Here is a 21,335-nt window from a genome sequence, read left to right as displayed (position 1 = left end):
GCACAAAGAATATTAATTAGAACATCGTGAGCTTTGTGCCTTCTTCGTGTTCTTTGTGTTTAAACTTTTTATATAAGACCTCTCTTAAATTCTTTATTAACCACTAAGCGCACTAAGTTTTTTCACTAAGTGCACAAAGAATATTAATTAGAACATCGTGAGCTTTGTGCCTTCTTCGTGTTCTTTTTATTTAAATTTTTATATAAAGCTTCTATAAATTGTGTTTCGCAAACCAAATTCTATCAAAACTAAAATCCCAGCAATCCAAACAAATAATCTGTATTTTTCATCATAATCATAAAACTTCAGCTCTTGAATTTCAGTAGTTTCCAGTTTGTTAATTTCCTTATAAATTGATTCCAATTTACTATTGCTACTGGCTCTGAAATATTTTCCGCCGGTATTTCTGGCGATTGTTTGTAATAAATTCACATCAATTTCAACCGGCATCATTCGGAATAAAAAGCCGCCATTTGGAGCATAAGCATACGGGAACATCGCGTTGCCATTGGTTCCAATTCCGATGGTATATACTTTTATTCCGTACTCACGGGCAATTTGGGAAGCTGTTTCCGGCTCAATAAAACCTGCGTTATTCACCCCATCAGTCAAAAGAATAATCACTTTGCTTTTGGCTTTACTGTCTTTCAAACGATTAACAGCTGTGGTCAATCCCATTCCGATTCCGGTTCCGTCCTGCAAAACATTGTCATATTTAATACTTTGAATTGCTTCTTGAATAATCGCTTTATCGCTTGTAACAGGCGTTTTAGTATAAGCTTCAGAAGCATAAACTACAATTCCGATTCGATCATTTGGTCGTCCTTCAACGAAGTTTTCGGCTACTTTTTTCAGAGCTTCCATTCGGTTTGGCTTTAAATCTTTTGCCAACATACTTCCCGAAACGTCAATTGCCATAACAATGTCAATTCCTTTAGTCGATTTGGTTTGACTGCTGATATCCACTTTTCTTGGTCGAGCCATGGCAATAATCAACGAACTCAATGCCAATAATCGCAATACAAATAAGAACTGTTTTAGTTTGGCTAACAACGATTTTTGTGCTTTGAAACCTTTGACCGAACTTATTTTCAAAGTTGGTGATTGCTGCTTCCTTTTCCATAATTGCCATAAGACAATTGCTGGAAGTAATAAAAACAGCCAGAAAAACTCGGGATTTAAAAAGCTTACCTCTTTCATTGTTCTGCTGTTTGTAATTCGACTGAGTTCAACATTCTTTCGGCAATTTGTTGTCCGTATTTATCGTCTTCTCGATGCATAACCAAAATCGTTTGCAAGCCGCTATTTTGACTGAAAAGCACTAGTTCGTAATACATTTTTGTCGACTTGCCCTTTATCTTATCTAGAACAGACATAGTTCCATAAGCTTTTTTACCCGAAATTCCTTTTTGCGTATCAAAATCTTCGGTTTTGACAATGATGTTTTGTGCGCCTTGAGTTTCCATAATTTTCAGGTAGCCTTCAGCTGTTTTATCCAAATCCATTTGCGTTGGCTGTTTGTATGTAACTGTTGAAACTGCGATATAAAAATCTTCCAACAAGCTTCCGTATCCAAAAGTTTGCATTTCCTTAATTAACGCCATAGCATCTTTTGGAAGTGTTTTTGTGACGTCAATTCGCTTTAATACTTTTGGAGTTTCGACTCTTACGCCGGGATTTCCGTATTCACTATATATCCATTGTCCTTCGACTAAATCTTTCGTTGGATGACCGAGGAAATTATCTTTTACATAATCAAATCCTTTGAAATATATTAAACCTAAAACAAAAAGCAGCAACATTCCCAATAGGATTCCGATAGTCGAAATAATTCGAACGCGCTTTTGTTTTTTGAGTTTTTGTAAACGTGCTAATTCTTTTTGTTGTTCGTTCCATAATGCCAGTTCATCATCATTTTCTACAACTTCCGGAATTGATTTATGAATGATTACGATAGAATTTGAAATACGTTTTTTATCTTCTTCAATTTCAAAATCAAGCGGTTTTACCTTGGCAAATTTTACCAAATCTGCTTGTTTTAAAACTTTTTCCAGATTTTCTACAGTTTCGTTCGAGAGTTTTAGTTTCTTTTGTTTTGAAGCTTTTCGCAATCCTTCAATCAGTTCCGAAGTTGTGCTTTCCATGGCCGGAATATTAATTTCTTCCTCGATGTAATTACGAGCAATATCGGTTAGTTCCGAATAATAATCTTTGATTTCTCCTTTTTGCCAAAGTTCTTTGTTTTCTAATTGTTGTAATAAAGTTGTTGCTTTTTCGATAGGCGATTTAAAAACAATCACTTCAGCTTTTGGTTGGTTTTGTCTTTTTTTGATGAATTGATAAATAAAATAACCAGCAATCCCTATGGCAAAGAAGATTAAAAGGTAAATCCACCAATTTCCTATCGGACTTTCAACTTCTGCGATATCTTTGATGTCATACATCTTTTGCTTTAGTGTATCGACTATTACATCATTCACTTCTACTTTGATGCTGTCTGAAAAAACAGGTTTTCCATTGATTAGAACTGGAATTCTTTGTATGGTATATTTTCCGCTATCGAATTGCGTTAAACCGTATTTTTTGATTAATTCATATCGCGCGCCATTTCTTACCGTGTCAATTTTATAGGAATTAATTACTTCTAAAGCACCGAAATTCTTAGCTTCAGGGAATATTACTTTGGATAATGTATCGACATCGGTTTTTAAAGTTAATTTGAATTCGGCTCCGATTTTGTTTTTAGTAACATTCACAGAAGTCTTCACCTTTTGAGCAAAAAGCGAAGTCGATAAAAGAAAAAATAATATGTATAGTTTTATTCTCATTTTTGTTTTTCTTAACCGCAAAGTGTGCTAAGTTTTTCGCAAAGATCGCTAAGTTCAATTCGAAAGCTGTGCGAACATTGCGCCTTCTCTGCGTTCTAAGCGGTTAAATTTTTTATCTCGATTTAAAATAACCCAATAATTTTGTCACATAACTTTCGTCAACACGCGTATTGACGGTTCCTGAACCACATTTTGAAAAAATATCTTTAAAATAATTTACTTTGTCTTGGTATTGATTTTCATAACTCAAACGTGCTTTTTTGGAACCTGTATTCACCACTAAAACCTCGCCTGTTTCGGCATCTTCCATTTCTACCATTCCGATATTTGGCATTTTTTCTTCACGTATGTCATACACACGTACGCCCGTAATATCATGTTTTTTCCCGGCAATTTTCAAGGTTTTCTCGTAATCGTCATCAACTATAAAATCCGAAATCACAAATACAATAGCTTTCTTTTTCTGCGTACTAGAGAGAAATTTCAATGCTTGCGATAAATCTGTTTTTTTACTTTTGGGTTGGAATTCGATGAGTTCACGGATGATTCTCAACACGTGTGATTTCCCTTTTTTTGGTGGGATGTATAATTCAATTTGATCAGTGAATAAAATCAAACCAATTTTATCATTATTCTGTGTGGCTGAAAACGCCATTGTTGCTGCTATTTCAGTAACAATTTCACTTTTAGGTTGGTTTTTAGTACCAAAACTTTCAGAACCCGAAATATCAACCATAAGCATCATGGTCAATTCACGCTCTTCCTCAAAAACTTTTACATAAGGTTCGTTGTAACGCGCGGTTACGTTCCAATCGATAGCGCGAATATCGTCGCCAAATTGGTACTGACGCACTTCCGAAAATGTCATACCTCGTCCTTTAAACGACGTATGGTATTCGCCCGAGAAGATATGATCACTCAGTCTTCTGGTTTTGATTTCGATTTTACGAACTTTTTTGATTAGATCTTTGGTTTCCATTTTTAGAGGCAATGGGCAATAGGCAACAGGCAGAAGTTTTACTAATGGCTGATGGCTTTTGCCTAATTACTTTTAAGGCACTTCAATTTCGTTAACGATTTTGTTGATGATGTCAACAGAAGTTATATTTTCTGCTTCTGCTTCATACGTAACACCTATTCTGTGACGCAATACATCGTGAACCACGGCACGAACGTCTTCAGGAATTACATATCCACGGCGTTTGATGAAAGCATAACATTTTGCAGCATTCGCTAAATTGATACTTCCACGAGGAGAAGCTCCAAAACCGATAAGTGGTTTTAAACTTTCTAGTTTGTATTTTTCAGGATTACGAGTAGCAAAAATAATATCTAAAATATATTTTTCGATTTTTTCATCCATATATACTTCACGAACCGCTTCTTGTGCTTTTAGAATTTGTTCAATAGTAACCACAGGATTTACTTTTTCATAAGACCCTTTTAAATTCTGACGAATTACCATTCGCTCTTCATCAATTTTAGGATAATCAATAACGGTTTTTAGCATGAAACGATCGACTTGCGCTTCCGGTAACGGGTAAGTTCCTTCCTGCTCAATTGGATTTTGGGTTGCCAAAACTAAAAATGGTCTGTCTAATTTGAATGTGGTATCACCAATGGTAACTTGTTTTTCTTGCATCGCTTCAAGCAACGCCGATTGAACTTTTGCAGGAGCACGGTTAATCTCATCGGCAAGAACAAAATTAGCGAAAATCGGTCCTTTTTTAATAGAAAATTCGTTGGCTTTAATGTTGTAAATCATTGTTCCAACAACATCAGCAGGTAATAAATCGGGTGTAAACTGAATGCGGCTAAAACTTCCGTGAACAGCTTGTGATAAAGTATTTATAGCTAAGGTTTTTGCCAGTCCCGGAACACCTTCTAGTAGAATATGACCTTGACCTAAAAGCCCAATTAATAATCGTTCTACCATATGTTTCTGACCAACAATAACCTTGTTCATTTCCATAGTCAGCAAGTCGATAAAAGCACTTTCTCTTTCAATTTTTTCATTAATTGCTCTAATGTCTAAAGCAGTACCATTTTCTTCCATAGTTACTCTATTTATACTAATGTGTGACAGTTATAATTTTAACATTTCAAAAGTGAAAATTTTATCCATTACGAGATGTTAATAATGCGTTAAAACTTTCTAAAACATCCCTATTTTAAGGATGATTTATGATTTTCTTTTTATAATTTTAAGACCTAATCTGTTTTCGGAAATTTTCTTGTTGAAAATAATAAATTTTTCGAAATTCAAAAATATACTTCAACATACCTAAAAGAATTAAAATGAAAACAAAATTATCGCCCATCGTTGCTGGAACCATGAATTGGGGAGTTTGGGACAAAAATCTTTCGACTTCAGAAATGGAGCATATAATTAATATTTGTTTCGAAAATCAGATCACGAGTTTTGATCATGCAGATATCTATGGAAATTACACTACTGAAACCGATTTTGGTAGAGCATTTGGCCAAAGTAAAATCGACCGAGACAAGATTCAATTTATATCGAAGTGTGGTATTCAACATGTAAATGGCAGAAATAATACAATTAAACATTATGAATATTCTAAAGACTATATTATTTGGTCAGCAGAAAATTCATTAAAAAATCTGCAGACCGATTATTTGGATGTGTTATTATTGCATCGACCAAGTCCTTTAATGGTTGCCGATGAAATAGCAGAAGCGGTCACCAAATTAAAAAAAGAAGGTAAAATAATTGACTTTGGAGTTTCCAATTTTACGGCTTCTCAAACGGAATTGATTCGCCAAAAAATAGCGATAGACTATAACCAAGTCCAGTTTTCAGCAACGCATCACGAAGCGATGTTAGACGGAAGTCTTGATTATATGCAGTTGCACAACATTCGCCCAATGTCCTGGAATCCGCTTGGAACAGTTTTCAGAGAAGACATAGAGCAAACTAGAAGACTAAAAAAATTATTAGTTCAATTGGTTGATAAATACCATTTAGGTTCTGATACTATTTTGTTAGCATGGGTTTTGAAACATCCGGCGAATATCATCCCGGTAGCGGGAACAGTAAATATTGCCCGAATTCAGGCATTGATGAAAGCAGTTGAAATGGATTTGGACACACTCGACTGGTTTGCCATTTGGACCGAAAGCATGGGAAATAAGGTTCCTTAATTTACGAAGTTAGAAGTACGAGGCACGAAGTTTTTAATTTACTTCGTACTTTGTACCTCGTAAATCGTACCTAGAATGATAAACAAACGCCTTCTCATAAAAAACCTACTCGCTCACAATGATGAGTGCAGTTTTTATGATAAAAAACGGCAGTTAAATTTACATACTAAAGAAGGTAAAGGCAAGTTTTTGAAACATATTTGCGCGCTTTCTAATTCTAATCCTTCAAATAATTCTTATATTGTTGTGGGGGTTGAAGATCAAGACAATCAAATTGTTGGGGATGATTTTTTTGACGACAGTAGGATTCAGAATTTGGTGAATGCCTATTTAGAAAATCCACCAAAAATTCAATATGAAAATGTGCCATTTCCTAACTTGCCTAAAGACAGAGTGGTGGGTTTGGTTACAATTAAGCCAAAACATAAGGTGTCTTTTTTCAAAAAAAACATTCATACTATTTTGGCCAATACAGTTTTTGTTCGAGTTGGAAGTAATTCTATGCCAACGGAAGATAAGATTCCCTATTCTAAACTAAATATCGAAACCGTTATCAGCATCGAAAACAGTTCGAGAAACAGCATAGCCTATACTTTGGACGGCGTAATTGATTTTATGAATAATCGACACAAAGACATGACGTCAAAATATAATGTTTTCAAAGAATTGTTTGTGATTTGTTGGGCTGGGAACCCTAAAAGAATAAGAGAAACTACCTATCTTTCACGAGTAGATATTGAATTAATTAACGAACAAGTAAAACTATTTTACTCAGCGCTTGATGTCGTTACTATTGAATTTGATGAACAAAGTTTTACGATAATAGAACACGTCCCATTGGGATTGAATGATAAAACAAGTTATTACCCACTTGAACAGCAAAAGATTTCTTTTTTTGACAATGGTTATTATAAAATAGAAAATGAAATGCTTTTTGAACCACCGGCATTTAATAAAAAAATGCTACATCATATCTATAATTCTAATCTTGCATTGCTAGATAAGTTAAATAAAGGGATTACTATTTCTGACAGAGAAGTAAAAGATTTAGAGAACCTTCCTTCTACTTTAATGATTTGTTATTTGAATGGGTTTGAGGATGCCAAACATAAATTAATTGAAGCCAAATCGCTTTTAAAAGCTCAAAAAAACAGCACGATTTATCTTAGTTTTAAGGAAGCGATGCGCATTTTAAGAAAAATGAAATACAACAATAAGGATGAGTAGAACATTAGTCATAGGAGACATTCATGGAGGTTTAAGGCCGTTGCATCAACTGTTTGAAAGGGCAAATGTAAGTCAAAAGGACAAGTTGATTTTCCTTGGGGATTTTGTTGATGGTTGGAGCGAGTCGCCAAAGGTTTTGGATTTTTTGATTGCATTAAATACCAAAAACAATTGTGTTTTCATCAGGGGCAATCATGATGAATTGTTATTAGAATGGTTAGAAAGCAGTAAAGATAATTTGCAATGGTACCAACATGGTGGAGAAGCAACAGTATTGGCTTACACAAATGTAGATTTTGAAACAAAGCAAAAGCACATCCTCTTTCTTAAGAATTTACAGAATTATTATTTAGATGAGCAGAATCGATTATTTATTCATGGGGGGTTTACCAATATGAATGGTATAGCATATGAATATTTTCCAAAACTCTTTTATTGGGACAGAACACTATGGGAAACGGCTTTATCATTAGACACATCTATCCCTAAAGACAGTTTATTTTACCCAAGAAGGTTGACACTTTATAATGAAATATATATTGGTCATACACCCGTAACCAGAATAGGAAAAACAATTCCAATTCAAAAAGCGTGTGTATGGAATTTAGATACTGGCGCAGCCTTTAAAGGACCACTAACTATTATGGATATTGACACTAAAGAATTTTGGCAAAGTGAACCATTAAACGAATTGTATTTTAATGAAAAAGGGAGAAATTAAATCTTTACCAGTTAATATGAGATTGGTCTCATTCACAAATTGAAATCTCTATATTTGCAATCAAATTAAAAAAAGATGAAAAAAATAAGCACAATAGTGGCAGTCATTATAGTAACATTGACAAATGCACAAGCTTACAAAGGGAAAGGTGATATTAAAGCACAAGTAGGAATGAACATTCAAGATCATGGAACCGGAATTAATGTTTCTTCAGATTTTGGTATTGGAGAAAACATGTCCTATGGTTTTGTTGCCTCCTACTTGCTTTCAGTGGATGAAGTTGCTGGAGTCAAACCTAAATTTGAAGACAGAGCTGATGTAAAAGTTCGTTTCAATGCTAATTTAGGAAACGTTTTCAAATTGGATAAGGCAATGGATATTTATCCCGGATTAAATTTAGGAACAAGAAATTTTGGTGCCCATTTTGGTTTTAGGTATTTCTTTACAGAAGGATTTGGAGTTTATACAGAAGCCGGAGTTCCATTAGCAAGATATGATTCAAACGTACAAGGATTTGAAGAATATAATAACCAATTCGTATTTCAAATAGGAGCATCTTTTAATTTATAAGACATGAGTGTAATTGACCAAAGATTAAACGAAAGAAGCGACTCAAAATGTGAATTATGTGGATCAAAAGATGATTTAAGGATCCATTTAACAAAAGAGGAATCTATATCATTGGATAACTCTGTATTGGTTTGCCTCACTTGCAAAAATCAAATAGAAAACACAACACCTACAGACCCAAATCATTGGAGATGTCTTAGCGATAGCATGTGGAATGAAAACAAACCTGTACAAGTTGTTGCATGGCGAATGTTAAACAGATTGCGCGCGGAAGGCTGGCCACAGGATTTGTTAGACATGATGTATCTTGATGAAGAAACCTTAGTTTGGGCGGGTGCTACTGGAGAAGGAGAAGATGACGAAGGCAAAATAGTTCATAAGGATGTTAATGGTAATATTCTTAAAGATGGCGATTCTGTAGTTTTGATTAAAGACTTAGATGTTAAAGGAGCCAACTTCACCGCAAAGCGAGGTGCAGCGGTTCACAACATCAAATTGGTTTGGGACAATGCCGATCAAATTGAAGGCAGAGTCGAAGGACAGCAGATTGTTATTTTGACGCAGTATGTCAAGAAGACAAAGTAAAAGCATAAAAAAAGCGTTCCGATTTAGGAACGCTTTTCTTTATCTCTTATTCTAAATCATCTACAAATCAAATTTAATTCCCTGTGCCAAAGGCAAACTGGTCGTATAATTGATTGTATTCGTTTGTCTTCTCATATACACTTTCCAAGCATCAGAACCTGATTCACGACCACCACCAGTTTCCTTTTCACCACCAAAAGCACCACCAATTTCAGCACCGGAAGTTCCGATATTTACATTGGCAATTCCACAATCGGAGCCTGCAACAGATAAAAATGCTTCTGCTTCGCGAAGATTATTAGTCATGATAGCTGATGACAACCCTTGGGCAACACCGTTTTGAATGGCAATAGCATCGTGAACATCGCCAGAATATTTTAATAAATATAAAACTGGTGCAAAGGTTTCGTGTTGTACAATTTCAAAAGAGTTATCAGCTTCAGCAATAGCTGGTTTTACATAGCAGCCACTTTCGTATCCCGCACCATTCAGCACACCACCTTCAACCAAGATTTTTCCGCCTTCGGCAACCACTTTTGCTAAGGCATTGTTATACATTTCAACTGCTTGTTTATCGATAAGTGGTCCAACGTGATTGTTTTGGTCTAATGGATTCCCGATTCGTAATTGGCCATATGCACCAACGATGGCATCTCTTACTTTATCATAAATACTTTCGTGTATAATTAATCTTCGCGTTGAAGTGCAACGTTGACCTGCCGTTCCAACAGCGCCAAAAACGGCACCGATTACTGTCATTTTAATATCAGCATCAGGAGTTACAATAATAGCGTTGTTTCCGCCAAGTTCCAATAACGATTTTCCTAATCGTGCGGCACAAGCTTGGGCAACAATTTTACCCATACGTGTTGAGCCTGTTGCAGAAACTAATGGAATTCTGTTGTCGTGCGTCATTAATTCACCTACTTTATAATCGCCATTGATTAAGCATGAAATTCCTTCGGGAAGATTGTTTTCTTTTAATACTTCTGCAATTATATTTTGACATGCGATTCCGCATAAAGGCGTTTTTTCGGATGGTTTCCAAACACAAACATCTCCACAAATCCATGCTAGCGCTGTATTCCAAGCCCAAACAGCAACAGGAAAGTTAAATGCCGAAATGATTCCAACAATTCCCAATGGATGATATTGTTCATACATACGGTGTCCTGGACGTTCCGAGTGCATGGTTAATCCGTGTAATTGACGGGAAAGACCAACGGCAAAATCGCAGATATCAATCATTTCCTGAACTTCTCCGTAACCTTCTTGCAATGATTTTCCCATTTCATAAGAAACCAATTTCCCTAAAGCTTCTTTATTTTTGCGTAATTTTTCACCAAACTGACGCACAATTTCACCACGTTGTGGCGCGGGCATTAGTTTAAATGTTTTGAAAGCTTCAGTTGCAGATTGCATTACTTTTTCATAATCAGCTGGTTTTGAAGCTTTTACTTTTCCGATTAGTTGTCCATCAACTGGGGAATGTGATTCGAAAACCTCTCCGTTTGAAAACCAGTTGTTTCCAGTTGAAGTTCCTTCGTTTATAGCTTTTACTCCTAGTATTTCCAGCGCTTCGGTCATGCCGAATTGTTTTGCAATTGTTGACATTGTTTTATATAAGTTTATTAGTTTGTTTTGAATTTCAAGGCAAAAATAGTGGTTTTAAAATAAATAGAAGGGAGTTAGAAAATAGAATATAGAAAATAGAGTAAAGACCACATTCTGTCTTATTAGCCCCGATAGAAGCAAGCTACCGTGTAGCGCGGATAGCGGGAGTATGTTTCCAGAAATAAAATCAACGTTTGCTTATAATAAGAAAAAATTATTTTACTGTAAATCGTGGATCACTTTCCATTACAGTTCCACATTTAGTACATGTTCGTAGTTCTTTTGAATTATAGAAATGTTCGAAATGTTTTAGGAAATCTTTTTCGATGTCGGTTAGCGGAAAATAGACATCATAAAGTTTGTGGTTGCAATTTTCGCAAAACCAAAGCAAGCCGTCTTTTGCATTTGAGCCAGCTCGTTTTTGTTCGATTACCAAACCAATGGAGCCTTCACTTCGGTTAGGTGAATGTGGTCTTTTTGCCGGATGCAAATACATATCACCGGCTGTAAGTTTCATTGCTTTTTTCTCGCCATTGTCTTGTACATAGACAGTGATTTCGCCTTCGAGTTGGTAGAACAATTCTTCAGTTTCGTTGTAGTGATAGTCTTTACGGGCGTTTGGACCAGCCACAATCATTACGATATAATCTTCGGAATCAATATAAATGTTTTTATTACCAACAGGTGGTTTTAGCAAATGACGATTTTCGTCTATCCATTTATTAAGATTGAATGGTTTTAGTATAGCCATGAGAAAAAAGTTTAGGTAAAGTTACAAAATAAAAAATCCCGACAAATCGGGACTTTACTTATTTACTTTCTTTTATCAGATAAATATAAACCGGAAAGTGGTCACTATAGCCAATTTCATTAGCACCATGCCTTAGAGGATATCCTTTATATTGCCCAACTGTTGTAATCATGAAGGGTTTGTTATAGATACCTGCTTTCCAGTAACGGAAAGAAGAAGTGTCTTTTTGAATTAAGGTTTCTGACACCATGATTTGATCAAAAATATCTCCTGCATCTCTATAGAAAAGCGTTGCGTTTCCTTTGTAGAACATTTCTTCAAAAGGATTATAAATTCCAAATTCTTTTACTTCTTCTTTTTTTCGTTTTGCACCAATACCTTCTTTTACACTTTTATTATAAGAGCCATCATTTAAATCGCCCATGGTCATAATTTTCGCATAGGGATTGATTTTGTAAATAGAGTCCATTATTTTACGGTTTAATCTGCCTGCAGCTTCACGGAAAGGTGAACTTTTCTTTTCACCTCCGGAACGGGATGGCCAGTGGTTAACTATAATATTTATTTCTTCACCATCCAGGAAACCAGTTACTAAAAGTTGATCACGAGTATATACACGATCTAAATCTTTATCAATTTCTGATTTATCGTCAGAAGAGTCGTCTGAGGAATTTTTTTCTTTAGTATTGGCATTCAGTTGATTTTTATAAATCAATAAAGGGATGTTTTTGAAACTTGTAGGTTTGAAGTGTTTTTTTTGATACAGCAATGCCACATCAATTCCTCTTTTATCTGGAGAATCAAAATGAACAATTCCGTAATCTTTTTCTATTAATCCCGGTTCTTTTATAAGGTCTTCAAGCACGACACGGTTTTCGATTTCGGCACCGCCAATTAGCACCGGAGATTCTTTTTGCAGCTCATTGGTTCCTATTTGGTTAAGAACTTTTGCTAAATTATGTAATTTTTGACGGTATTTTTCTGAAGTCCAATTCTGAACTCCGTTAGGCAGCCATTCTTCATCATTATTTGGCCCATTGATGGTGTCGAATAGGTTTTCGAAGTTATAGAATGCAACTGTATGCATTATATATTTTTTTGACTGTGCATTTGCACAAAAAACTGCGGAAAAAACAAAGAAAAGCGCTATTATTTTTTTAATTCTCATAAAAACAGATATTAATTAATTTTCAAGTTTTTAAAAACTTTGAGCCAAAAGTAGATAATATTATTAAAAGATGTACATTTGTCGGCTGTTAAGTTTTTATTAACACTTAACGAAAGAAAATTTAATTTAATTTAATTTATGAAAAAACTTGTTATTAGTACTTTTTTTGTGATGCAAGTGTTTTTTGGTTTTGCACAAACCACGACCGAAATTACAGGAAAAGTGGTTGATTCTAAAACGCAAAAGCCATTACAAAACGTTGTAGCTTCTATTCAGAACACTAGTTTAACATCTTTAACAAATGGCGCTGGTGTTTTTGTTTTTACGGAAGTATCAAAAGGCAGTCAATTACTGCAAATTAAAACAGCTGGTTATAAAGATCAACTTTTGACTGTTGAAGTTGAAGCAGGTAAAGTGTTAGACCTGGGAATCATTGTTATGGATGAAGATGTTACTTCTGAACAACAATTAAGTCTTGTAACCATTACTGACAATGACTTAGAAGATGATAATAGTGGTTCTGAAAACACTTCTGGCTTATTGCAGGCTTCGAGAGATGTATTTCAACAAACAGCTGCATTTAATTGGGGTCAGGCACGTTTTAAAATAAGAGGACTTGATAATGAGTATGGGAATACCATGATTAATGGTATCTCAATGAATAAAATATATGATGGAAGACCTCAATTTGGTAATTGGGGAGGACTAAATGACGCAACAAGAAACCAAGAGTTTACATCTGGTTCAGCTCCATCAGATTATACTTTTGGAGGTATTTTAGGAACTCAAGAAATCAATACAAGAGCTTCTATTTACAGAAGAGGTGCAAGAGTATCCTTTTCTGGAACGAACACCAATTATAGTTGGAGATCAATGGGAACATATGCTTCCGGTATGAATACAAATGGATGGGCGTTTGTAGTTTCCGCATCAAGAAGATGGGCACAAGAAGGTTATTTTGAAGGTACAGATTACAGTGCCAATTCATTATTTGCGAGTGTTGAAAAGAAAATTAATAGCAGGCACTCTTTAAATTTTACTTCAATCTTTGCTCAAAACAGGAGGGGGAAATCATCTCCTAATACCGAAGAGGTAAATAATCTTAAAGGATTTCGGTACAACTCATATTGGGGATGGCAGAATGGAAGAAAAAGAAATTCAAGAGATAAAGATATTGAAGAGCCATTAAACATGCTGACACATTATTGGAAAATGTCAGATAATACAAACTTAAATACAAGCGTATCATATCAAGTTGGGCACATTGGAAACAGCAGATTGGATTATCAAACAGCTAACAGCCCAGATCCAACTTATTACAGAAACTTACCAAGTTACTTTTTAAATCAACCAAGTTCATATGTGCCTGGTGTGGATGGAAATGGGAATCCTATTCTTACTAATCCAAACGCAGATGCAGCAAGAGTAAACTTTTTAGCAGATGGACAAATTGATTGGAATGCTATGTATAGTGCCAACACTACCCCAATATATGATTCTTCTGGGAATGAAATTGGGCGTCAACCAGCAAAAGCCAAATATGCCCTTTATGAAGATAGAACAGATGATAAGCTATGGGCTGCAAATTCAATTATCAATACTAAATTGTCAGACAACATATTCATGAATGGTGGTGTTAGTTTTAAAAGATTAAAATCACATAACTACCAATTACTAACAGATTTATTAGGAGGTCTTTATTTTGAGGATGTTGATCCATTTTATCAAGGTGATGCTGGTCAATCAGACTTATTTAATCCTGGAAGAAGAGTTGGTAAAGGAGATGAGTATGGTTACAATTACAATTTATACGCGACTACTTTTGATGCTTTTACACAATTTAAGTTTACCTATAAAAAAATTGATTTCTATTTGGCTGAATCATTTTCACGATCAGAGTATCAAAGAGAGGGATTATATAGAAATGGAATCTATGCTAATAATTCTTACGGTAAAAGCGGTTCTAAAATTTATGAGAACTTCGGATTTAAAGGAGGTTTGACTTATAAAGTAAGCGGAAGAAGTTATTTTGATTTTAATGGCGCATATTATACTAAGGCACCTACATTAAGAAATGTTTTTTCTAATGCGCGTTTAAACAATAACGTTACTCCAGATTTAACAAGTGAAAATATTATCAGTGCTGACGCAAGTTACATTTTTAAGGCACCTAAATTCAAAGCAAGGATTACAGGATATTACAGTAAAATAATGAACTCTTCAAAAGTTTCTTTCTTCTATGGAGAAGGTTTGTTTGATACAGATGTAGTAGGAGACGGTAATGAAGATTCATTTATTAATGAAATCGTAACAGGAATCAACAAAAAGAATATTGGTGGAGAATTTGGTATGGAATATCAAATAACATCGACAATTAAAGTAACAGGCGCCGCTTCGTATGCAGAATACAAATACGATAACAATCCTAACTTAAAAATCAACGATGATGCACAAGCGACATTAACAAATACTAGTCCAATTACAGATTTTGGGCCAAGTTATTTGAAAGGGTATCGTATATCTGGTGCGCCACAACAGGCTTATTCTATAGGTTTAGAATACAGAGATCCAAAGTTCTGGTGGATTGGTGCTAATGCGAATTATTTGGCAGATACTTACATTGATATTTCTAATGTTACAAGAACTACGAACTTTGTAATTGCAGATCCAAACACAGGAATTGGATTTGATGGAGCTACAGAAGCAGCAGTTAGAAAAGCATTAAGACAAGAAAAATTTGACCCGGTTACTTTAGTAAATTTAGTAGGAGGAAAATCTTGGAAAGTTGGAAATGATACTTTCGGATTCTTTGCATCTATTAACAACGTATTTGACGTAACATATAAAACAGGAGGATTTGAGCAGTCAAGAAAAGCCACTTTCCCTGATTATGTTGCTGATAATGCTAATGGAACTCCTTCATTTGGTCATAAATATTTCTATGGTTTCGGAAGAACATATTTTGTTAATTTTTATATCAATTTTTAAAAAAACATATTATGAAAAAAATATTTAAACTATCCTATATATTGCTTACCTTAGGTTTGGCTATAGGTTGTACAGGTGATGAGGAAATTCCACCATATAAACAACAATTTTTCTCACAAACTTTTGAAGACCAAACTGCTGGTAGCGGAAGTACTGAAATTCCAATTAACATTGAAGGGTGGACAAACCATAACACATTAGGAACTCGAAAATGGATATGTAAAACGTTTAACAGCAGTAAATTCGCTGAGTTTTCTTCCTTTTATTCGGCTGCAGGAACTAGTGATGAAACTTGGTTGATCACCTCTAAGATAGATTTTACAAAAACTGAAATGGAAACATTAAATTTTGATTTAGAATCAAGATACTCGAATGGAGCAGAATTTAAAGTATTGGTATCTACTGATTTTGATGAAACTACAGCAGGTATAGCTTCCGCAACATGGACAGAAATAATAGTCCCAACTTTACCAACTGTTGATAATGTTTTTGTAAATAGCGGTCTTATTGATATTAGCAGCAATAACTACAACAGCGACAATGTGCATATAGCCTTTAAATACATTGGAAGCAAAGCAGGTAATAAAACAACAACTTTCCAGTTAGATAATATTAAATTGTTTGAAAATAAATAAGCTATGAAAAATATATTTAAACTTTTATCGCTAACACTTTTGTCAACTTTTGCAGGATGTGTTAACAGTGACGAATATAATAATCCTGATTTAAGCGGTGATTGTACCGATTTAACAGCAACAAAACCGGTAACGGTGTTAACTACACCCGCACCACCATCGTATCCAAATTATATACAGTACACAGCTGATGATATCATTGAAGCTTATGTGGTATCGAGTGATGAAGGAGGTAATTTCTATAAATCAATCTCTTTTGTTTCTGTTGATGGATTGACAGGATTTAGTATGCCTATTGATAATTATAATTTATACAATGAATATCCCCCAGGAAGAAAAGTATTTATTAACTTGAAAAACAGATACTATCAAATAGACGCTAATGCAGTAGTTTTAGGTTCGCTTTATAACAATGATACACCTGAAAATCCTGCAGACGATGGAGTGGGAAGAATCTCAGGCGCAGAATACAAAAGCGTAATTACAAAATCATGTTCAGGTGTGAACGAAGATGCATTGGTTAACCACTTAACTATTAATCAAGCTAAATCAAATCAGTATTTGAATAAATTGGTTGAGATAGATAATGTTCAGTTTGCTGATGGTTGGGCAGGGAATACGTATTTCTCTGTTGACTCAGGTGGAGGAGCCACAAACAACATTCTAACTGACTTTGACGGAAATACAGTTATCGCTAGAGTAAGCCAATATGCTACTTTTGCAGGCGAAACTATTCCAATACTGAGTGGAACAGTAAGAGGTGTTATGACAAAATATGGTAGCACCTATCAATTCATGATTCGTACTTTAAACGATGTTAAATTAACCAATCCAAGGGTGGTTCCTCTTTTTGAAGAGACGTTCACTACCAACTTCCCTAACTGGACTAAATTTAGCGTAACAGGTTCTTCTCAAGTTTGGACTTTAAATACTGCAAATGGTAATCCAGGTAATTGTGCAGATATGAATGGTTTTGCGAGCGGAGCACAAAACAATGAGGACTGGTTAATTTCTCCTTCTATTGATTTAACAGGTGCAAGTACACCAAGATTAACGTTCCAAACTTCAAGACCATTTTCCGGGACAGCACTTGCCGTTTATGTTTCAACCAATTATTCTGGTTCAGGAACTCCAACAGCTGCTACTTGGACTCAATTGACAGTGCCTTCATTGGCAACTTCTACAACTTGGAGAGATTCTGGTAATATTTCTTTAACTCCCTATTCAGGAAATTCGAACGTGCGTATCGCCTTTAAATATGTATCAACAATTGCAGGCGCATCTCAGTGGAGAGTTGATAACGTTAAAGTGAATTAATTCTTTTTTGAATTATCTATAAACAAAAAGAGTCCCGAATTTTCGGGACTCTTTTTGTTATAGTATTTAGTTTTATAATGGTATTAAAAGTTTAAATAATTTGTATTATCATTTTTCTTTTTACGTTCTTAGGCAGGATAAATAGTTTATGAATATCATGTGTGAAAGGTTATTTATATTTTAATAAATAATCAATCTTAAAAATGTTTTGATCCCATAAACTTTTGGAAAAAAATTTAGAAAAGCAAATTTTGCTTATGACAAAAGCTTTATCTCAATATAAATACTTATCAAAAAAGAGCCGTCTAGATAATTAACTAGACGGCTCTTTTTATTAATAAAAAGTTATTTAGATACTACTTCACAATCAAGAATTCTGAACGTCTGTTTAGCCCATGTTGTGCTTCTGTACAAGGATTGCAAACTTCTTTTGGTTCCAGTTCGCCCATTCCTTTTCCAGAAATTCTGTTGGCATCAATTCCTTCAGAGATTATATATTGAACAGTTGATTTTGCTCTTTTGTCAGATAGCGTTAAATTATACTTATCACTTCCTCTGCTATCGGTATGTGATTTAGCTAATATGACCATTTTATCATTATTTTTCATCACCTGAACTAATTTGTCTAACTCAAATGCACCTTCTTGAGTGATATTACTTTTGTCATATTCAAAGTAAATTGGTTTTAATATTATTTCAGTTTCGGTCACAATAACATCTATAGGTTGTAATGCTGCGTCCACTTTGGCTTTAGGCCCTTTGCTTTTAGTTACCGCAAAAGTATTGCCTTCAAAACCATCTTTTGAAGCTTGAACTACATAAGCTCGGTCGCATTCTACTTTGTAGCTAACCTCGCCATTTGCATTTGACATTTGTGTAGCGATAACATTTTTCTTGTCATCCAATATAGAAACGCTTGCATTGGCTAAAATTTCACCTGTTTTAGCGTTGGTAACAACAATTAAAACATCAACAGCGCAAATTGGATTAACGATAAAGATATCATCGTTACCGCTTCTATTAGTAGATAAAAATCCAATTTTCTTGCCTTCGTTAAACGTAAAAGCAAAATCATCTTTTTCTGTATTTACCGGCTTGCCCATATTAGTAGCTTCGCCATTAGTTAAATCAATTTGATACACGTCCAACCCGCCGAAACCTTGTTTTCCGCTTGAAGCAAAATATAAAGTTTTGTTATCATCAGCAATAAAAGGGAAACTTTCATTTCCTTCGGTATTTACTTTGTTACCTAGGTTTTGAGGCTCACCATAAGTTCCGTCTGCATTAACTGCCACTTTCCAAATATCTGTTCCACCTACACTTCCGGTTCTGTTAGAAGAGAAATACAAGGTTTTACCATCACGACTTAAACTTGGATTGCTGTTCGAAAATGACTTATCATTAAATGGCAAAGAAGAAGGAGTTCCCCAAGAATCTCCATTTTTAGTTGCACTAAAAAGATATACTTGGCTGTATTTGGCATTTGCCTTTTTATCTTTAGGTGAAAATTGTTTCTCTTTAGAACTTTCACTGGCAAAATAAGCCGTTTTACCATCAGCACTAATAGTTATTGGACCATCATGCCATTTCGAATTTAACTCCGTTACAGGCGAAGCATTTGTGATAGTTCCATCCGTATTGTAATCCGCTTTATAAATGTCTAAGAAAGGCTCCTCTGTCCAACCGTAGGTTTTTCTTGCTCCATTTCTTGCACTAGTAAAATACAAACTGTTGTCATATAACACGGCTCCAAAATCAGATTTGTCGCTACTGATCTCAGAAGATTTAACATCAAATAACTTTGTTTTATCCAATAAACTCGGAATGTAATTTGGATTTTCATTAAACGCTTTGGCTCTCAAATCAGATGGAGCAGCAGCAGCAAATTTTCTCATTTGTTTGTTAGCGTCATCGTATTTTCCTTCCGCTTTCAACATTTGAGCATAACGGTAATAAGTTTCAGCATCCTGTTGTGTTTCGGTAGCTTTTACATACCATTTAATAGCTTCTGCTGAATTGAACATATTATAATTGGCATCGGCTAATTGCTTATATACATAAGGATCTGCTTTTCCGTTTTCAATCAATTTTTGATACTCTTTTACAGCATCAACATATTCAAATCGGGCGAATAGTTTATCTGCTATCTTGGTGTTTTTATTTTGTGCCGAAACAGTAATACTGATCACTACAAAACTTAATGCTATATATAGATTTTTCATTTTTAGAAATACTTTAGGTTAGAAATATCTTGGAGAACGTGATACTTTTTTAGGGAAGTTCAAATCAAATAGCAGCATTACCTCGTGTGAAGCAGGCGTTACTACATTTATATCTGAAATAATGTGATCATATGCATATCCGATTCTTAAGCTTGGGGTTATAGCAAAATTTACCATCGCTCCAAAAGAGTCTTCCAATCTATAAGTTGCTCCTAATTCTAACTTGTCATAAAGCATAAAGTTAGTGGACACATCAAAAGATGTTGGTGCATTTACTGATGATTTAATCATCGCAAACGGTTTGAATTTTAAATTAGGATTGATATCAAACACATAACCTCCGGTTAAGAAATAATGAATTACTTCCGTTCCGTATTGTCTTCCATCAAAATCCAAATATTTAGATTTTAACATATTGGGCACCGAAAAGGCAACATAATATTTATCCGTATAATAGAAAACCCCTGAACCAATATTTAAAAAGGTGTTGTTTGGATTTCCACTAAAAAAAGGATCACTAGGATCTTGATCAGGTAAGGTTGTAGAAATGAAATTAAAATCAATTTTGTGCATGGTAAGACCACCTTTTAAACCAAAAGCTAATCTGTGTTCACCACCTAAGTTAAGCGTATAAGAGAAATCAGCGTAAAAATTATTCTCTTCAACAGGTCCAATTTTATCAGAGACTACAGAAAGTCCCAACCCTACATTTCTGCCAACAGGACTGTGGATAAAAAATGTTCCGGTTGTAGGAGCGCCTTCAATCTCTACCCATTGTTTTCTATAAAGGAAACCTCCTGACATACTCTCTTTTGAACCCGCATACGCTGGATTCATCACACTCATATTGTACATATATTGTGTGTAATGCGGATCTTGCTGTGCTCTTAACTCAGTAATCGCTATAGCTAATATCGCAATGAAATATATTTTCTTCATTTTGTTTTGTTTTATTTTGAATGCAAATTATATGGTAAGTTATTGTGCTCTATTGATATAAATCCATCCGGTTTTAACAGTACCCGAACGTTGTTCAATGACATAATAATAAGTTCCGTCAGGTAGTTCGTCTCCGTCATCGGATTTACCTCCCCATTCATCAACATAATTATTGCGTGAATAAACTTTCATTCCTAATCGGTTAAAAATAGTTAATTTTTTAACATCAAATCCGGTTAAGTCAAAAGTGTCATTCAGATCATCATTGTTAACAGAAATCCCTTTTTGTATAACACATCTTATATTATCTACTGAAAACATTGCAGAACCTGTACAACCAACTGAAATTACATTCACGGTATAATCGCCTTGCTGAGTAACAATTACACTTTGTGTGTTACTTCCAATTGGATTTCCTGAACTATCTTCCCAAGAGTAAGTTGCTGCTAATGGATCAAAAGAACCATTAACTGGATTTGCAGTTAGCGTATAAGCAGAACCGATACAACTACCTTCAATAGCTACTTGAGGTAGAGGATTAACTACAACTGTAGCTGTATTAGTTATTGATTTATTACAAGAAGCTAAACTAATTTGACTTAACA

Annotated in this window: 18 protein-coding genes; 8 read left to right on the top strand and 10 right to left on the bottom strand. The window is 34.7% G+C overall.

What is annotated here, in order from left to right; genetic code table 11:
• Positions 1–198 precede the first annotated feature (198 nt).
• The 4 genes from ACOYLP_RS04650 to ACOYLP_RS04635 form a co-directional block, all read right to left on the bottom strand.
• Entirely contained in the window at positions 199–1,200 is a 1,002-nt protein-coding gene (locus ACOYLP_RS04650) for a vWA domain-containing protein (RefSeq protein WP_422855017.1), read from the bottom strand.
• Complete coding sequence (locus ACOYLP_RS04645; protein ID WP_422855016.1) at positions 1,197–2,828, bottom strand: hypothetical protein; 1,632 nt, start codon at positions 2,826–2,828, stop codon at positions 1,197–1,199. Before ACOYLP_RS04645 ends, ACOYLP_RS04650 begins: the two co-directional genes overlap by 4 nt.
• A 112-nt stretch (positions 2,829–2,940) precedes the next feature.
• Positions 2,941–3,807, bottom strand: a complete 867-nt coding sequence (locus tag ACOYLP_RS04640) for a DUF58 domain-containing protein (RefSeq protein ID WP_422855015.1) — start codon at positions 3,805–3,807, stop codon at positions 2,941–2,943.
• A gap of 72 nt (positions 3,808–3,879) precedes the next feature.
• Positions 3,880–4,884 (bottom strand): AAA family ATPase, encoded by a 1,005-nt coding sequence (locus ACOYLP_RS04635; RefSeq protein ID WP_422855014.1) that lies wholly within the window; start codon positions 4,882–4,884, stop codon positions 3,880–3,882.
• 242 nt (positions 4,885–5,126) lie between these two features.
• Here ACOYLP_RS04635 and ACOYLP_RS04630 point away from each other — a divergent pair, with 242 nt between their 5' ends.
• From ACOYLP_RS04630 to ACOYLP_RS04610, 5 genes are all read left to right on the top strand, one after another.
• Entirely contained in the window at positions 5,127–5,993 is an 867-nt protein-coding gene (locus tag ACOYLP_RS04630; RefSeq protein ID WP_422855013.1) for an aldo/keto reductase, read from the top strand.
• 75 nt (positions 5,994–6,068) lie between these two features.
• Positions 6,069–7,220: an ATP-binding protein gene (locus ACOYLP_RS04625; RefSeq protein ID WP_422855012.1), complete on the top strand. Its 1,152-nt coding sequence runs from the start codon at positions 6,069–6,071 to the stop codon at positions 7,218–7,220.
• On the top strand, positions 7,213–7,941 hold the full coding sequence (locus ACOYLP_RS04620) for a metallophosphoesterase (RefSeq protein WP_422855011.1): 729 nt from the start codon (positions 7,213–7,215) through the stop codon (positions 7,939–7,941). Before ACOYLP_RS04625 ends, ACOYLP_RS04620 begins: the two co-directional genes overlap by 8 nt.
• A gap of 75 nt (positions 7,942–8,016) precedes the next feature.
• Positions 8,017–8,511: a DUF6646 family protein gene (locus tag ACOYLP_RS04615; protein ID WP_422855010.1), complete on the top strand. Its 495-nt coding sequence runs from the start codon at positions 8,017–8,019 to the stop codon at positions 8,509–8,511.
• Between the two features lie 3 nt (positions 8,512–8,514).
• On the top strand, positions 8,515–9,096 hold the full coding sequence (locus ACOYLP_RS04610) for a PhnA domain-containing protein (protein ID WP_422855009.1): 582 nt from the start codon (positions 8,515–8,517) through the stop codon (positions 9,094–9,096).
• 60 nt (positions 9,097–9,156) lie between these two features.
• Here ACOYLP_RS04610 and ACOYLP_RS04605 read toward each other — a convergent pair whose 3' ends face one another.
• From ACOYLP_RS04605 to ACOYLP_RS04595, 3 genes are all read right to left on the bottom strand, one after another.
• Entirely contained in the window at positions 9,157–10,710 is a 1,554-nt protein-coding gene (locus ACOYLP_RS04605; RefSeq protein WP_422855008.1) for an aldehyde dehydrogenase family protein, read from the bottom strand.
• Between the two features lie 214 nt (positions 10,711–10,924).
• Positions 10,925–11,461 carry a 3-hydroxyanthranilate 3,4-dioxygenase gene (locus ACOYLP_RS04600; protein ID WP_422855007.1) on the bottom strand — a complete coding sequence of 179 codons (537 nt, stop codon included), beginning with the start codon at positions 11,459–11,461 and terminating at the stop codon, positions 10,925–10,927.
• 58 nt (positions 11,462–11,519) lie between these two features.
• Positions 11,520–12,629: an endonuclease/exonuclease/phosphatase family protein gene (locus tag ACOYLP_RS04595; protein WP_422855006.1), complete on the bottom strand. Its 1,110-nt coding sequence runs from the start codon at positions 12,627–12,629 to the stop codon at positions 11,520–11,522.
• A 138-nt stretch (positions 12,630–12,767) separates the two neighbouring features.
• Here ACOYLP_RS04595 and ACOYLP_RS04590 point away from each other — a divergent pair, with 138 nt between their 5' ends.
• The 3 genes from ACOYLP_RS04590 to ACOYLP_RS04580 are packed head-to-tail and all read left to right on the top strand — an operon-like array spanning position 12,768 to position 17,569.
• Positions 12,768–15,617 carry a carboxypeptidase-like regulatory domain-containing protein gene (locus tag ACOYLP_RS04590; protein ID WP_422855005.1) on the top strand — a complete coding sequence of 950 codons (2,850 nt, stop codon included), beginning with the start codon at positions 12,768–12,770 and terminating at the stop codon, positions 15,615–15,617.
• 11 nt (positions 15,618–15,628) lie between these two features.
• On the top strand, positions 15,629–16,252 hold the full coding sequence (locus ACOYLP_RS04585; protein ID WP_422855004.1) for a choice-of-anchor J domain-containing protein: 624 nt from the start codon (positions 15,629–15,631) through the stop codon (positions 16,250–16,252).
• A 3-nt stretch (positions 16,253–16,255) separates the two neighbouring features.
• Entirely contained in the window at positions 16,256–17,569 is a 1,314-nt protein-coding gene (locus ACOYLP_RS04580) for a DUF5689 domain-containing protein (protein WP_422855003.1), read from the top strand.
• 356 nt (positions 17,570–17,925) lie between these two features.
• Here ACOYLP_RS04580 and ACOYLP_RS04575 read toward each other — a convergent pair whose 3' ends face one another.
• From ACOYLP_RS04575 to ACOYLP_RS04565, 3 genes are all read right to left on the bottom strand, one after another.
• Complete coding sequence (locus ACOYLP_RS04575) at positions 17,926–19,791, bottom strand: OmpA family protein (protein WP_422855002.1); 1,866 nt, start codon at positions 19,789–19,791, stop codon at positions 17,926–17,928.
• Between the two features lie 18 nt (positions 19,792–19,809).
• On the bottom strand, positions 19,810–20,730 hold the full coding sequence (locus ACOYLP_RS04570; protein ID WP_422855001.1) for a PorP/SprF family type IX secretion system membrane protein: 921 nt from the start codon (positions 20,728–20,730) through the stop codon (positions 19,810–19,812).
• Positions 20,731–20,769: 39 nt separating this feature from the next.
• Positions 20,770–21,335: gliding motility-associated C-terminal domain-containing protein (locus ACOYLP_RS04565; protein ID WP_422855000.1), on the bottom strand; the 566-nt coding region annotated here is incomplete at its 5' end.

The sequence above is a fragment of the Flavobacterium sp. genome (genome assembly GCF_049318325.1).
In the GTDB taxonomy this organism is placed as follows: domain Bacteria; phylum Bacteroidota; class Bacteroidia; order Flavobacteriales; family Flavobacteriaceae; genus Flavobacterium.
This window is presented reverse-complemented; position numbering and strand designations above follow the sequence as displayed.

What these genes read in the sequence shown, in the direction of transcription:
- ACOYLP_RS04650 (WP_422855017.1), bottom strand. Translation starts at nt 1,200, where the DNA reads ATGAAAGAGGTAAGCTTTTTAAATCCCGAGTTTTTCTGGCTGTTTTTA.
- ACOYLP_RS04645 (WP_422855016.1), bottom strand. Translation starts at nt 2,828, where the DNA reads ATGAGAATAAAACTATACATATTATTTTTTCTTTTATCGACTTCGCTT.
- ACOYLP_RS04640 (WP_422855015.1), bottom strand. Translation starts at nt 3,807, where the DNA reads ATGGAAACCAAAGATCTAATCAAAAAAGTTCGTAAAATCGAAATCAAA.
- ACOYLP_RS04635 (WP_422855014.1), bottom strand. Translation starts at nt 4,884, where the DNA reads ATGGAAGAAAATGGTACTGCTTTAGACATTAGAGCAATTAATGAAAAA.
- ACOYLP_RS04630 (WP_422855013.1), top strand. Translation starts at nt 5,127, where the DNA reads ATGAAAACAAAATTATCGCCCATCGTTGCTGGAACCATGAATTGGGGA.
- ACOYLP_RS04625 (WP_422855012.1), top strand. Translation starts at nt 6,069, where the DNA reads ATGATAAACAAACGCCTTCTCATAAAAAACCTACTCGCTCACAATGAT.
- ACOYLP_RS04620 (WP_422855011.1), top strand. Translation starts at nt 7,213, where the DNA reads ATGAGTAGAACATTAGTCATAGGAGACATTCATGGAGGTTTAAGGCCG.
- ACOYLP_RS04615 (WP_422855010.1), top strand. Translation starts at nt 8,017, where the DNA reads ATGAAAAAAATAAGCACAATAGTGGCAGTCATTATAGTAACATTGACA.
- ACOYLP_RS04610 (WP_422855009.1), top strand. Translation starts at nt 8,515, where the DNA reads ATGAGTGTAATTGACCAAAGATTAAACGAAAGAAGCGACTCAAAATGT.
- ACOYLP_RS04605 (WP_422855008.1), bottom strand. Translation starts at nt 10,710, where the DNA reads ATGTCAACAATTGCAAAACAATTCGGCATGACCGAAGCGCTGGAAATA.
- ACOYLP_RS04600 (WP_422855007.1), bottom strand. Translation starts at nt 11,461, where the DNA reads ATGGCTATACTAAAACCATTCAATCTTAATAAATGGATAGACGAAAAT.
- ACOYLP_RS04595 (WP_422855006.1), bottom strand. Translation starts at nt 12,629, where the DNA reads ATGAGAATTAAAAAAATAATAGCGCTTTTCTTTGTTTTTTCCGCAGTT.
- ACOYLP_RS04590 (WP_422855005.1), top strand. Translation starts at nt 12,768, where the DNA reads ATGAAAAAACTTGTTATTAGTACTTTTTTTGTGATGCAAGTGTTTTTT.
- ACOYLP_RS04585 (WP_422855004.1), top strand. Translation starts at nt 15,629, where the DNA reads ATGAAAAAAATATTTAAACTATCCTATATATTGCTTACCTTAGGTTTG.
- ACOYLP_RS04580 (WP_422855003.1), top strand. Translation starts at nt 16,256, where the DNA reads ATGAAAAATATATTTAAACTTTTATCGCTAACACTTTTGTCAACTTTT.
- ACOYLP_RS04575 (WP_422855002.1), bottom strand. Translation starts at nt 19,791, where the DNA reads ATGAAAAATCTATATATAGCATTAAGTTTTGTAGTGATCAGTATTACT.
- ACOYLP_RS04570 (WP_422855001.1), bottom strand. Translation starts at nt 20,730, where the DNA reads ATGAAGAAAATATATTTCATTGCGATATTAGCTATAGCGATTACTGAG.